Raw genomic sequence first — 12,823 nt, 5'->3', positions numbered from 1 at the left:
GGACCGGACGGCGGGGAGGCCTCCGGGCCCCGCAGGAGCCGTGGGATGTCCCACAGCACCGAGGGGCTCGTTAACCTGCCTGAAACAATCGGGGACTTTTCCCGTAACAGCCGCTGGCGAGGGTGGGCGGCCATGACCCCCGCATCCGTCGTCCTGCTGGCCGCGACCTCGCTGGACTCCGGCGACACCGCCTGGCTGCTCGCCTCCGCCGCCCTGGTCCTCCTGATGGCCCCGGGCCTCGCGCTCTTCTACGGCGGCATGGTGCGCTCCAAGAGCGTCCTCAACATGATGATGATGACGTTCGGCGCCCTCGCCGCCATCACGCTGCTGTGGGTGCTCGTCGGCTACTCGCTGGCCTTCGGCGACGACCTCGGTGCCGGCCTGCTGGGCGACCCGCGCCAGTACGCCGGCCTCGGCCAGCTGCTGGGGGAGTCCTCCAACGGCGGCTCGACCGTCCCGCTGATCCTCTTCGCCGTCTTCCAGGGTCTCTTCTGCGTCATCACCGGCGCGCTGGTCTCGGGGGCGATCGCCGACCGGGCCCGCTTCGGGGCCTGGATGGTGTTCGTCAGCGTGTGGACCCTGGTCGTCTACGCCCCCGTCGCCCACTGGGTCTTCGACTTCTCCTCCGAGGGCCACACCGGGGGCTGGCTGGCCAACCAGGTCGGCCTCGTCGACTTCGCCGGCGGCACCGCCGTCGAGATCTGCTCGGGTGCCTCGGGGCTGGCCCTCGCGATGGTGCTGGGCCACCGGGTCGGCTTCGGCAAGGACCCGATGCGCCCGCACAACCTGACGCTCGTGATGCTCGGGGCCGGCCTGCTGTGGTTCGGTTGGTTCGGCTTCAACGCCGGATCGGCGCTCGGTGCCAACCAGGCCGCGGCCGTGGTCTTCACCAACACGCTGCTGGCCGGTGCGGCCGGCTCGCTCGGCTGGATGGTGCTGGAGCGCTTCCGCGACGGCCACGCCACCTCGCTCGGCGCCGCCTCCGGAATGGTGGCCGGTCTGGTCGCGATCACCCCGTCCTGCGGCTCGCTCTCGCCCCTCGGCTCGATCGTGATGGGCGCGGTCGCCGGGGCCGTCTGCGCGCTGGCCGTCGGCCTGAAGTACCGCTTCGGGTACGACGACTCGCTCGACGTCGTCGGTGTCCACCTGGTCGGCGGGCTCGTCGGCACCTTCGGCATCGGCCTGCTCGCGACCGGGGCCGCGCCCACCGGCGTCGACGGCCTGCTCTACGGCGGCGGCGTCGACCAGCTCGGCCGCCAGCTGCTCGGCGGCGGCGCGGTGCTCGCCTACGCCTTCGTGATGTCGGGCATCATCGGGATCGTCGTCGACAAGCTCATGGGCTTCCGCATCGACGAGGAGCACGAGATCACCGGGATCGACCTCGTCGTGCACGCCGAGACCGCCTACGACCTGCACGCCACCGCGGGGGCGCGCTCCTCCGGGGGCGGCGTCACCGGAGTCCTGAACATCAACGCCCCACGAGAGGAACACCGATGAAGCTCGTCACCGCGGTCATCAAGCCGCACAAGTGGGAGGACACCCGGGTCGCGCTCGAGACCGTGGGCGTCACCGGCATGACCGTCAGCGAGGTCAGCGGCTACGGCCGCCAGAAGGGCCACACCGAGGTCTACCGCGGGGCGGAGTACGACATCGCGCTGGTCCCGAAGATCCGCCTCGAGATCGTCGTGAACGACGCGGACGCGGACGCGATCGTCGACGCCATCGTGCGGACCGCCGCGACCGGCAAGATCGGCGACGGCAAGGTCTGGGTCTCGCCCGTCGAGTCGGTGGTGCGCGTGCGCACCGGCGACCGCGACGACAGCGCTATCTGAGCGGACCCCGCCGCACGGCGACCACCCCAGCCGGCCGCACCCCAGCCGACCGCACGGATCCGAGACAGGGAGCACGTGACCGCCACCGACCGCGCCCGGCGCACCGCCGAGGCCGACGCGCTCTGCACCACGTCGTACGACGCCTGTGGCGGCCCCGAGGTCGGGGCCGCCCTGGTGGCGGTCGGCGGCTACGGCCGCTCCGAGCTGGCGCCGCACTCCGACCTGGACGTGGTGCTGGTCTCCGACGAGGGCACCGACCTCGGCGAGGTCGCCGAGAAGCTGTGGTACCCGCTCTGGGACTCCGGCGCCAAGCTCGACCACTCGGTGCGGACGTTCTCGCAGATGGTCGAGGCCGCCGACCAGGACCTCAAGGTCGCGCTCGGCCTGCTCGACCTGCGCCACCTCGCCGGCGACCCGAACCTCACGCTCCGGCTCCGCACCACGATGCTCGCGAGCTGGCGTCGCCAGGCCCGCGAGCGGCTGCCCGCGCTGCACGACATGGTGCGCAACCGCCACGACCTGATCGGCGAGCTCGCGCACCTCTCGGTGCCGGACCTCAAGGAGGCCGAGGGCGGGCTGCGCGACGCCACGGTGCTCAAGGCGCTCGTGGCGACCTGGCTGGTCGACGCGCCACACGTGGAGCTCGAGCGCTGCCGGCAGAACCTCCTCGACGTCCGCGACGTCGTGCAGGGGGTCGCCGGCCGCGCGACCGACCGCGTCGGCCCCGAGATGTGGGACGAGGTGGCCCGCGAGCTGGAGCTGACCGACGCCCGGGCCGCGCAGGTCGCCGTCCGCGAGCTGGGCCGCCGGATCACCCACCTGTCCCGGCTCACGTGGGGGCGCGTCGACGCCGTGCTGGCCCGGCCGACGTCGGTGAAGGGCGCCCGCAAGCCGTCGCTGACGCCGCTCGCGCCCGGGGTCGCGCTGTCGTCGGGCGAGGTCGTGCTCGAGGCGAGGGCGCGGCCCGCCGAGGACCCCGAGCTGCTGCTGCGCGCCTGCGCCGCGGCCGCCGAGCACGGCGCCGTCCTGGCACCCGCCACGGCCGCCCGGCTGGTGCGCGAGTGCGCCCCGCTGCCGGAGCCGTGGAGCACCGAGGCCCGGCAGCTGCTGGTGCGGCTGCTGGCCTCCGGCCGCGGGCTGCTCCCGGTCTGGGAGACGCTCGAGGAGACCGGGGCGCTCTCGCAGGTGCTGCCCGAGTGGGAGCGGATCCGGCTGCTCCCGCACGCCTCGGCGATCCACCGCTTCACCGTCGACCGGCACAGCGTCGAGACCTGCATCGAGGCCGCGGCCCTGATCCGTGACGTCGCCCGCCCCGACGTGCTGATGGTCGCCGCGCTCCTGCACGACATCGGCAAGGGGAGCCTGACCGAGCACAGCGTGGCCGGGGCGCCGATCGCGCGGGCCATCGCCACGCGGATGGGCTTCGCCCCCGACTCGGTCGACCTCATCGCCACGCTGGTCCGCCAGCACCTGCTCCTCGCCGAGACCGCCACCACCCGCGACCCCGACGACCCCGCCACGATCGAGCTGATCACCTCGCGGATCGGCAGCCCCGAGGCCCTGTCCCTGCTCACCGCGCTGACGGAGGCCGACGCCAAGGCCGCCTCGCCCAAGGCCTGGTCGAGCTGGCGGTCCGGGCTGATCCTCGACCTGGCCCGGCGCAGCCGGGCGGCCCTCGACACCGGCGTCGCGCTGCCGCCGATCGTGACCGACGACGTGCGCATCCCGCGCGAGGTCCGCAAGGGCTCCGCCGCCATCTCCGTCGAGCCCGTCGAGGACGGCTCCCGCGTCACGGTCATCGCCTTCGACCGCGTCGGCCTGCTCGCCGACATGGCCGCGATGTTCGCCCTCCAGCGGGTGCCGGTGCGCGCCGCGCGCGCCTGGGCCCAGGACCAGTACGGCGTGGTGGTCTGGGAGGTCGCCGACGAGCACCTCGACGCCGCGGTGCTGCGCCAGCGGTACGACGCCATCGTCGACGGCCGGTTGGACCCGGCCACCCGCCTGCGCCCCGCGGACGCCCAGGTGCTGGCGCCGACCGTGGTGGTGCGCCCCGAGGCCTCCGACCACGCCACGGTGCTGGAGGTCCGGGCGGCCGACCGGCCGGGCGTCGTCTACCTCGTGTGCGCCGCCCTCGCCCGGCTGGACGTGGCGGTGCGCTCGGCGCACGTGGACACGCTGGGGCCGCAGGCGGTGGACGTGTTCTACCTGCAGGAGTCCTCGGCCGGCTCGCTCAGCGACCAGCGCTCGGCGGCCGCGGCCCACGCCGTACGCGCCGCCCTGTCCGGCGAGTGACGGCCTCCGCGCCCGCCCCGTTAGTCTGGAGGGACCGGACCCGAGGTCCGGGCTCCCGTCCGCCCGACACCGCACCGCTCGAGGACTGACTTGTTCGCCACACTCTCCGACCGCCTCGCCGACACCTTCAAGAACCTCCGCGGCAAGGGGCGGCTCTCCGAGGCCGACATCGACGCGACGGCCCGTGAGATCCGGATCGCGCTGCTCGAGGCCGACGTCGCGCTCCCGGTCGTCAAGGAGTTCGTCGGCGCCGTCAAGGAGCGGGCCCGCGGCGAGGAGGTCAGCGGTGCGCTGAACCCCGCCCAGCAGATCATCAAGATCGTCAACGAGGAGCTCGTGGCGATCCTCGGCGGCGAGACGCGGCGGCTGCGCTACGCCAAGACCGGTCCCACGGTCATCATGCTGGCCGGCCTGCAGGGTGCCGGCAAGACGACGCTGGCCGCGAAGCTCGCGCACTGGCTCAAGGAGCAGGGCAAGACCCCGATCCTGGTCGCCTGCGACCTCCAGCGCCCCAACGCCGTCAAGCAGCTCCAGGTCAACGGCGAGCGCGTCGGCGTCCCGGTCTTCGCCCCCGAGCCCGGCAACGGCGTGGGCAACCCGGTCGACGTGGCGCGTGCCTCGATCGAGGAGGCGAAGCGCAAGCTGTACGACGTCGTCATCGTCGACACCGCCGGCCGCCTCGGTGTCGACACCGAGCTCATGCAGCAGGCCTCGGACATCCGCGACGCCGTGCAGCCCGACGAGGTGCTCTTCGTCGTCGACGCGATGATCGGGCAGGACGCGGTCCTCACCGCGCAGGCCTTCCTCGACGGCGTCGGCTACGACGGCGTCGTGCTCACCAAGCTCGACGGCGACGCCCGCGGTGGCGCCGCGCTGTCGATCGCGTCGCTCACCGGCAAGCCGGTCATGTTCGCCTCCAACGGCGAGAAGATGACCGACTTCGACCTCTTCCACCCCGACCGCATGGCGTCGCGCATCCTCGACATGGGCGACATGATGACCCTGATCGAGCAGGCCGAGAAGGCCTTCGACCAGGACGAGGCGATGAAGGCCGCGGCCAAGCTCAGCGGTCAGGGCGGCGAGTTCACCCTCGACGACTTCCTCTCGCAGATGCAGCAGGTCCGCAAGCTCGGCTCGATGTCGAAGATCATGGGGATGCTGCCCGGGATGGGGCAGTTCCGCGAGCAGCTCGAGAACTTCGACGAGCGCGAGATCGACCGCATCCAGGCGATCATCCAGTCGATGACGGCCGCCGAGCGCGCCAACCCGAAGATGATCGACGGCTCGCGCCGGGCCCGGATCGCCAAGGGCTCCGGCCGCCAGGTCTCCGACGTCAACAGCCTCGTCGACCGCTTCTTCGAGGCCCGCAAGATGATGATGCAGTTCGCCAAGGGCGGCGGGATGCCGGGCATGCCCGGGATGCCGGGGATGCCCGGTGCGGGCAGGCGCGCCAAGGCCAAGCCGCAGCCGAAGAAGGGCAAGGGCGCCAAGCGCTCCGGCAACCCGGCCAAGGCCGCCCAGCAGGCGGCCGCCGAGAAGGACAAGCCGGCCGCCAACCCGTTCGGCAACCCCGCGGGCCAGGAGCTGGACTACGAGAAGGCCGCCGCCGCGCTCGACCTGCCGACGGACTTCTCGAAGTTCCTCAAATGAGTCGCCCCGCCGTGCGCGAGCGAAGCGAGCTCACGGCGGTCGGGCGGCCAGGTCGAGCGGGCCCCGCGCGAGCGAGCTTGCGAGCGCGCGCGACGGGCGCGTCGAGACCGATGGGGTCGGAAGAAGGAGCACCGTGACCTCGACGCTGGTCGTCGACGGCGCCAACGTCGTCGGGTCCCGGCCCGACGGGTGGTGGAAGGACCGCGGTGCCGCCGCACGACGCCTGCACGAGTCCCTGCTCGTCGGCGACACGACGTACGACGTCATCGTGCTCGTCCTCGAGGGCGCGGCCAAGGCCGGGGTGAAGGCGGGCCGGGACGCGCACGTGCGCACCGTGCACGCCCGGGGCAGCGGCGACGAGACGATCGTCGAGCAGGTCCGGGTGGCCGCCGAGCGCGGCGACCGGGTCACGGTCGTGACGGCCGACCGATTCCTCCGCGCCCGCTGCGAGGGCGTCGGCGCGCTGGGCGTCAGCCCGTCCTGGCTGCTCGACCGGCTCTGAGGGTCGTCGCGGCTCCCGGGACCGGCCCCGTGAGCCCCACGACGCGCCCCGGCGCGTCCTCAGGCACACGAGGCGGACCCGGCCGGCCGCGATAACGTCGGCCGCATGACTGCCCTGAAGTTCAGCGGACCGGTCCTGCCCGACGGCGAGCCGCGGGAGCTGTACGTCGTGGACGGCCGGATCACCTACGAGAAGGTCGCCTCGGCGCAGGACGCGGGGAGCGGCTGGATCGTGCCGGGGCTGGTCGACGCGCACTGCCACCTCGGGCTCGACGACGACGGGCCCGTGGACCGGGCCGCCACCGAGCAGCAGGCGGTCGACGACCGCGACGCCGGCGCGCTGCTGATCCGCGACGCCGGGTCCGCGGCGGACACCCGGTGGATCCACGACCGCGACGACCTGCCGCGGCTGGTGCGCTGCGGGCGCCACATCGCGGCGACGAAGCGCTACATCCGCGGCTACGCCCACGAGGTCGAGCCGGCCGAGCTGGCGGCGTACGCCGCGCAGGAGGCCCGCGCCGGCGACGGCTGGATCAAGCTGGTGGGGGACTGGATCTCGCGCGAGGAAGGCGACCTCGCGCCGTCCTTCCCCGCGCAGGCCTTCGCCGACGCGATCGAGGCCGCCCACGCGGCGGGGGCGAAGGTGACCGCCCACTGCTTCGGGCAGGACGTGCTCCCCGGGCTGATCGCCGCCGGCATCGACTGCATCGAGCACGGCACCGGCCTGACCGAGGACCTGGTCGATGCGATGGTCGCGCAGGGGACCGCCCTGGTCCCGACCGTGATGCAGCTGGACAAGTTCCCCGAGCACGCCGCGGCCGGCGGCGCGAAGTTCCCCGACTACGCCGCCACGATGACCGACCTGTACGCCCGGATGCCGGCGACGATCATGGCGGCCTACGAGGCGGGCGTGCCGATCTACGCCGGCTCCGACGGCGGCGGGATCAGCCGCCACGGCAACATCGCCGGCGAGGTGCAGGCGCTGGCCCGCCTCGGGATCACGGCGTACGACGCCCTCGGGGCCGCCAGCTGGCGGGCCCGTGACTGGCTCGGCTTCGACGCGCTCGGCGAGGGCGCCTCCGCGGACTTCGTCGTCTACGACACCGACCCGCTCCAGGACCTCGCGGTGCTGCGCACCCCGCGCCGGGTGGTGCTGCGGGGGAGGGTCGTCGCGTGAGCGCGCCGCCCACGATCGCGCTCGGCACGATCTGCCTCGACTGCGACGACGCGCACGCGATGGCGCGCTTCTACGGCGTGCTCCTGGGGTGGGAGGCGACCGCCACCGAGCCGGACTGGGTGCTCATGCGCGACCCGGCCGGCGGGGTGGGGCTGTCCTTCCAGGCCGAGCCGGCCTACGTGCCCCCGGTCTGGCCCGAGACGGCTGCCGAGCAGCAGAAGATGATCCACCTCGACGTGCGCGTCACGCCCGCCGACGGCGGCGACCCGTCCGGGCCGGCCGGACAGGAGGCCCTGGCCGCGGCGGTCGCCCGCGCCGTCGCCGCCGGTGGCCGGCTGCACCCGCACCAGCCGCGCGAGGACCTGCGGGTCGTGCTGGACCCGGCCGGGCACCCGCTCTGCCTCTTCCTCCACTGACCGGGGGCCGCCTCAGACGTCGACGACGACGTCCTCGGGCGGGAGGTACTTCACCAGCGCGCAGTTCGTCCGCAGCAGCTCCTCGCCGACGGTGTCGCCGGTCCGCTTCGAGATCCGGCTCCGCCAGGTTCGTCCGGGAAGACCCGGCCGTCGTGGCGGAGGAACTGCTCGCCCCGCGCCTCCACGCGGTACGACGTGTCGGTCGGCCCGTCCGCGCGGAGCTCGCCGCGCAGGTGCCGCTCGGCCACCCAGGCGCTGAGCTGGAAGGTGGTCGCGGTGTCGTTGCGCACGACCAGGTCGACGTAGTTCCAGGCGATCGAGCAGCCGACGCCCCACGGGAGCACCCGGTCCTTGTCCGGGAAGGGGTCGAAGCTGTGCTCGGAGCGCTCGACCACGGTCAGCGGCGAGTGCAGGAACATCCAGTGCAGGAGGTTCGCCAGCTGGCAGACGCCGCCGCCGACGCCGGGGACGGCGACGCCGTTGGAGAGGCGCATGCCCTCGAGGTAGCCCTTGCGGCGGGTGCAGGCCCCGACCACCTTGTTGAAGGAGAAGGTCTCACCGGGGCGGATCAGCAGGCCGTCGACCCGCGCCGAGGCGAGCCGCAGGTTGGTCACCTTGTTGTGCTGCAGGCGCATCTCGGCGCCGGCCAGCTCACGGAGCAGCAGCGAGCCGTGCTGCTTGACGCGGACGGGCAGCGGCTCCGGCCGGTGCACGTGCGCCCACGCGGTGCCGGAGGTCAGCCACGCGACGCGGCGCCGGGCCTGGTGGGCCCGCACGGCCCACGGGTAGAGCCACGGGTGCCGCTCCGACGGCCGCGGCGGCGCGGTCAGGCGGGCCGGGACCACGAGCGGGGCCGGCGTGCGGGTGGCGGTGGTGGTGGTCATGTCGTCCTCCCTGGACGGTGGGTTCAGGGATCGGACGCACGATCAGGCCGGGTTGTTGCCGCTCCGGTCGCGCGGGGCACCGGTCGCGAAGCGGACCCCGGTGACGATCAGCACCAGCAGGCCGAGGAGCCCGAGCACCAGCGGGACCAGGATCGTCGCGAAGATCCCGCCCACGAACGAGCCGAGCTCGGGGGCCGGGCCGATCTGCACGTCGCCGCCCGCCGCGGTGCAGGTGACCTCGAGGGTGCCGCTGCCCGGGTCGAAGCGCGCGAAGCCCGTCCACGAGCCCGAGCCGTCGGACTTGGTGTACGCCGCGCCGGGGGACGAGGTCGCCACCTCGCGCCCGGTGCCGCGGTCGACGACCGTGCACTGCGGCGTGCTCCCCGTGGTGGCCCACAGCAGCCGGTCGCGGTCGGTCCCGACGCTCACGGTGTGCGGCTGGTCGTCGGCGCTGACCGTGGCGTCGGTGGTGAGGAAACCGCGCAGGGTCAGCACGACGAGCGTGACGCCGACCGCGATCGCCGCGACCACGAGGGCGCCGCCGAGCACGAACCACCAGCCGCTGGGGCGCGGCTTGCGCGGGGGCCCGGGCGGCTGGTGGAGTGGGGCCTGCGGGACGCCGTACGGCGGCTGCTGCGGGGGCGGGTACGGCGCGCTCATGCGCCCACCCTGCCCGATTTCGGCTGGGCCGGTCGCGTCTGGCAGAATCTCCCGCTGAGTCCTGCGCGACCGGACCCTCTCATCCGGACGCGACAAGGCCCATCGAGCTTCCCCGGCCCGGTCCCCACCTGGTCCACGGGATCCTCACCCACACAACTCTCAAGGAGACACCACCAACGTGGCCGTCAAGATCCGTTTGAAGCGCCTGGGCAAGGTCCGGGTGCCGCAGTACCGCATCGTCGTCGTCGACTCGCGCAAGAAGCGTGACGGTCGCGTCCTCGAGGAGATCGGCAAGTACCACCCCAAGGAGGACCCGTCGTACATCGACGTCACCTCCGACCGGGCGCAGTACTGGCTCGGTGTCGGCGCGCAGCCGACCGAGGCCGTCGAGGCCATCCTCAAGATCACCGGCGACTGGCAGACCTTCAAGGGCCTCCCGGGCACCGAGGGCACCCTGAAGGTCAAGGAGCCCAAGCGCGACAAGCTCGACATCTTCAACGAGGCCCTCGCCGAGGCGCACAGCTCCGCGAACGCCGAGGCCGTCACCAAGAAGTCGAAGAAGGCCGACAAGGCCGACGCGACCGAGGACAAGCCGGCCGTCGAGCCCAAGGCGAAGAAGGCCGACAAGGCCGACGCCGCTGTCGAGGAGACCACCGAGGCCCCGGCCGAGGTTCCCGCCTCCGAGACCCCGGAGGGCGCGGCCGCCGAGGCCGAGTCCGCCGAGACGGTGACCGCCGAGGACGCCGGCAAGAGCGAGGCCTGAGCATGCTCGCGGACGCTCTCGAGCACCTGGTGCGCGGCGTGGTCGAGCACCCGGACGACGTCTCCGTGCGTGACAAGCAGCTGCGCAGCGGCTCGATCCTCGAGGTCCGGGTCCACCCCGACGACCTCGGCAAGGTGATCGGTCGTGGCGGTCGCACCGCCACGGCGTTCCGCACGGTCGTCTCCGCGCTCGCCGGTCGCGGTGGCGCTCGCGTCGACTTCGTCGACGTCGACCGCCGTCGCTGACGCACCAGTTCCGTAGCACCGCACGACGGGCGTCGCTCCTCCGGGAGCGGCGCCCGTTCTGCTTGACGAAGGAGAGAACGTGGAGACCATCGAGGTCGTCGTCGGCCGGATCGGCAAGCCGCACGGCGTGCGCGGCGAGGTGACCGTGGACGTCCGCACCGACGAGCCCGAGCGGCGCTTCGCCCCCGAGGCCCGGCTCCGCGCCGAGGCCCCCCGCGGCTCGCACAGCACCCTCACCACGATGACCGTGGTGCGCTCCCGCTGGCACCAGACCACGCTGCTCGTGACCTTCGCCGAGCTCACCGACCGCAACTCCGCCGAGGCCGCGCGGGGCATCGTCCTGCACGCGACCATCGACGCCGCCGAGACGCCCGAGGACCCCGACGAGTTCTACGACCACCAGCTCGTCGGGCTGGCGGCGTACGACGTGGACGGCACGTTGCTCGGCGAGGTGACCGGGCTGGTGCACGGCGGCGCCCAGGACCTGCTGGCCGTCAAGGCCGTGGACGGCCGTCCCACGCTCGTGCCGTTCGTCAAGGAGCTCGTCCCCGAGGTCGACGTCGCGGGCGGCCGGGTCGTCGTGGCCGACCGGCCCGGGCTCGTGACGCCGCTGCCGGAGGACGACTGATGCGGGCGCGGTCATGAGGATCGACGTCCTCACGATCTTCCCGGACTACCTCGCGCCGCTGGAGCTCTCGCTGCCCGGCAAGGCGCGCGCCAAGGGCCTGCTCGACCTCCGCGTGCACGACCTGCGGCAGTGGACGCACGACCGGCACCGGACCGTCGACGACACGCCGTACGGCGGCGGCGCCGGCATGGTGATGCGGCCCGAGCCCTGGGGTGCGGCGTTCGACGCCCTGCTCGAGGCGCCCGAGGGCGCCCGGCCGACGATCGTCTTCACCACGCCCTCCGGCGCGCCGTTCACCCAGGAGGTGGCCCGCGAGCTGGCCGGGCGCGAGCGGCTGGTCTTCGCCTGCGGGCGCTACGAGGGCATCGACCAGCGGGTGCTCGACCACGCAGCCTCCGTCGGCGAGGTCCGCGAGATCTCCCTCGGCGACTACGTCCTCAACGGCGGCGAGGTCGCCGCGCTGGCGATCACCGAGGCCGTGGTCCGGCTGCTGCCGGGCTTCATGGGCAACCCCGAGTCGCTGGCCGAGGAGTCCCACGAGGACGGCCTGCTGGAGTACCCCGTCTACACCAAGCCCGCCGCCTGGCGCGGCCACGAGGTCCCGCCCGTGCTGCTGTCGGGCGACCACGCCTCGATCGCCGCCTGGCGCCGCGAGCAGGCGGTCCGCCGGACCGCCGAGCGGCGCCCGGACCTCGTGCACGCCTCGGTCCTGCTCGACGACCTCGAGGTGCGGCTGGTGCAGCCCGGCGACGTCGGCGAGCTCTACACGCTGCAGCGGGCCTGCTGGGTCCAGGAGGCCCAGGACAACCCGGACGTCGAGATCCCGGCGTTGGGGGAGTCGCTCGAGGACGTCGTCGCCTGGGCCGCCCGGGACCACGTGCTCGTCGCCCGCAGCGCCGGCCGCCTGGTCGGGGCGGTCCGAGCCCGGGCCCGCACCACGGACCGGGGGACCGCCTGGGACATCGGGCGGCTGATGGTGGCGCCCGACCTGCACGGCCGCGGGCTCGGCCGGATGCTGCTCGGCCGCATCGAGGCGGCCGCACCGGCCGACGCGACGTCGTACGAGCTCTTCACGGGCGCGGGCAGCCTGCGCAACCAGCGGATGTACAAGAAGGCGGGCTACCGCCTGCGCGGCGAGGCCGAGCCCGGCGTCGTCCGCCTCACCAAGCGCCGCTGACAGCGATTGGTGACGCACGCCGCGCCTGTGGCAGAATCGACCCTCGGCCCAGCCGGTCAAACACGGATCGCCCCGAGGACACGTCCTGTCGGGGGTTCCGCGTCGGGTTCCTGCCACAGGGGGAGCATGACGCCGCCGGCCACCCGCGTGCTGGGCCAGCACCGATCCCGTTCCCCGTTCCGCGCCTGACCTGTGGCAATCGCGAGGAGAGACATGACCAACCACGTCATCAGCGAGCTCAGCAGCGCGTCCCTGCGCACCGACGTCCCGGCCTTCCGCGCCGGTGACACCGTGAAGGTCCACGTGAAGGTCGTCGAGGGCAGCCGCTCGCGTGTCCAGATCTTCCAGGGCGTCGTCATCCGCGTCCAGGGCTCCGGCGTCGGCCGCACCTTCACCGTCCGCAAGGTCTCCTTCGGCGTCGGTGTCGAGCGCACCTTCCCGCTGCACTCCCCGATCTTCGAGCAGATCGAGATCGTCACCCGCGGTGACGTCCGTCGCGCGAAGCTGTACTACCTGCGCAACCTGCGCGGCAAGGCCGCCAAGATCAAGGAGCGCCGCGAGGCCTGAGTCCGGCGTCCAGCCAGCCTCTCGTTACGCT

At 73.4% G+C, this 12,823-nt stretch carries 13 protein-coding genes and 2 pseudogenes; 13 read left to right on the top strand and 2 right to left on the bottom strand.

What is annotated here, in order from left to right:
• Window positions 1-132 precede the first annotated feature (132 nt).
• From H5V45_RS04480 to H5V45_RS04450, 7 genes are all read left to right on the top strand, one after another.
• On the top strand, window positions 133-1,497 hold the full coding sequence (locus H5V45_RS04480; RefSeq protein ID WP_185251834.1) for an ammonium transporter: 1,365 nt from the start codon (window positions 133-135) through the stop codon (window positions 1,495-1,497).
• Window positions 1,494-1,832, top strand: coding sequence for a P-II family nitrogen regulator (locus H5V45_RS04475; protein WP_185251833.1), 339 nt, complete (start codon window positions 1,494-1,496; stop codon window positions 1,830-1,832). The genes H5V45_RS04480 and H5V45_RS04475 overlap by 4 nt, the downstream gene beginning before the upstream one ends.
• Before the next feature lie 75 nt (window positions 1,833-1,907).
• Window positions 1,908-4,124, top strand: coding sequence for a [protein-PII] uridylyltransferase (locus H5V45_RS04470; protein ID WP_185251832.1), 2,217 nt, complete (start codon window positions 1,908-1,910; stop codon window positions 4,122-4,124).
• 90 nt (window positions 4,125-4,214) lie between these two features.
• Window positions 4,215-5,774 carry a signal recognition particle protein gene (gene ffh, locus H5V45_RS04465; protein WP_185251831.1) on the top strand — a complete coding sequence of 520 codons (1,560 nt, stop codon included), beginning with the start codon at window positions 4,215-4,217 and terminating at the stop codon, window positions 5,772-5,774.
• 133 nt (window positions 5,775-5,907) lie between these two features.
• Window positions 5,908-6,276: a PIN domain-containing protein gene (locus H5V45_RS04460; protein ID WP_185251830.1), complete on the top strand. Its 369-nt coding sequence runs from the start codon at window positions 5,908-5,910 to the stop codon at window positions 6,274-6,276.
• A gap of 105 nt (window positions 6,277-6,381) precedes the next feature.
• Window positions 6,382-7,452 carry an amidohydrolase family protein gene (locus H5V45_RS04455; protein ID WP_185251829.1) on the top strand — a complete coding sequence of 357 codons (1,071 nt, stop codon included), beginning with the start codon at window positions 6,382-6,384 and terminating at the stop codon, window positions 7,450-7,452.
• On the top strand, window positions 7,449-7,868 hold the full coding sequence (locus H5V45_RS04450; RefSeq protein ID WP_221633907.1) for a VOC family protein: 420 nt from the start codon (window positions 7,449-7,451) through the stop codon (window positions 7,866-7,868). The genes H5V45_RS04455 and H5V45_RS04450 overlap by 4 nt, the downstream gene beginning before the upstream one ends.
• A gap of 50 nt (window positions 7,869-7,918) precedes the next feature.
• Here the strand turns inward: H5V45_RS04450 and H5V45_RS04445 are convergent, their stop codons facing one another.
• Entirely contained in the window at window positions 7,919-8,752 is an 834-nt protein-coding gene (locus H5V45_RS04445; RefSeq protein ID WP_246415856.1) for a VanW family protein, read from the bottom strand.
• 42 nt (window positions 8,753-8,794) lie between these two features.
• Window positions 8,795-9,412 carry a hypothetical protein gene (locus H5V45_RS04440; RefSeq protein ID WP_185251828.1) on the bottom strand — a complete coding sequence of 206 codons (618 nt, stop codon included), beginning with the start codon at window positions 9,410-9,412 and terminating at the stop codon, window positions 8,795-8,797.
• A 178-nt stretch (window positions 9,413-9,590) separates the two neighbouring features.
• Here H5V45_RS04440 and rpsP point away from each other — a divergent pair.
• The 6 genes and pseudogenes from rpsP to rplS all read left to right on the top strand — a co-directional run.
• Window positions 9,591-10,037 (top strand): annotated as a pseudogene (rpsP, locus tag H5V45_RS21740) (30S ribosomal protein S16); the annotation flags it as partial.
• 140 nt (window positions 10,038-10,177) lie between these two features.
• Entirely contained in the window at window positions 10,178-10,420 is a 243-nt protein-coding gene (locus H5V45_RS04430; RefSeq protein ID WP_185251826.1) for an RNA-binding protein, read from the top strand.
• 79 nt (window positions 10,421-10,499) lie between these two features.
• Window positions 10,500-11,048 carry a ribosome maturation factor RimM gene (gene rimM, locus H5V45_RS04425; protein ID WP_343061416.1) on the top strand — a complete coding sequence of 183 codons (549 nt, stop codon included), beginning with the start codon at window positions 10,500-10,502 and terminating at the stop codon, window positions 11,046-11,048.
• A 13-nt stretch (window positions 11,049-11,061) separates the two neighbouring features.
• Window positions 11,062-11,742: pseudogene (gene trmD / locus H5V45_RS22245) on the top strand (tRNA (guanosine(37)-N1)-methyltransferase TrmD); the annotation flags it as partial.
• The gene (locus tag H5V45_RS22240; RefSeq protein WP_343061635.1) at window positions 11,743-12,225 is read left to right on the top strand and encodes a GNAT family N-acetyltransferase; all 483 of its coding nucleotides are present in this window, start codon (window positions 11,743-11,745) and stop codon (window positions 12,223-12,225) included.
• 213 nt (window positions 12,226-12,438) lie between these two features.
• Window positions 12,439-12,792 carry a 50S ribosomal protein L19 gene (rplS, locus tag H5V45_RS04415; RefSeq protein ID WP_185251824.1) on the top strand — a complete coding sequence of 118 codons (354 nt, stop codon included), beginning with the start codon at window positions 12,439-12,441 and terminating at the stop codon, window positions 12,790-12,792.
• Window positions 12,793-12,823: the final 31 nt, after the last annotated feature.

It is taken from the genome of Nocardioides luti (assembly GCF_014212315.1).
Lineage (GTDB): Bacteria > Actinomycetota > Actinomycetes > Propionibacteriales > Nocardioidaceae > Nocardioides > Nocardioides luti.
The sequence above is the reverse complement of the archived record's forward strand: the minus strand, read 5'-3'. Positions and strand labels throughout refer to the sequence as shown.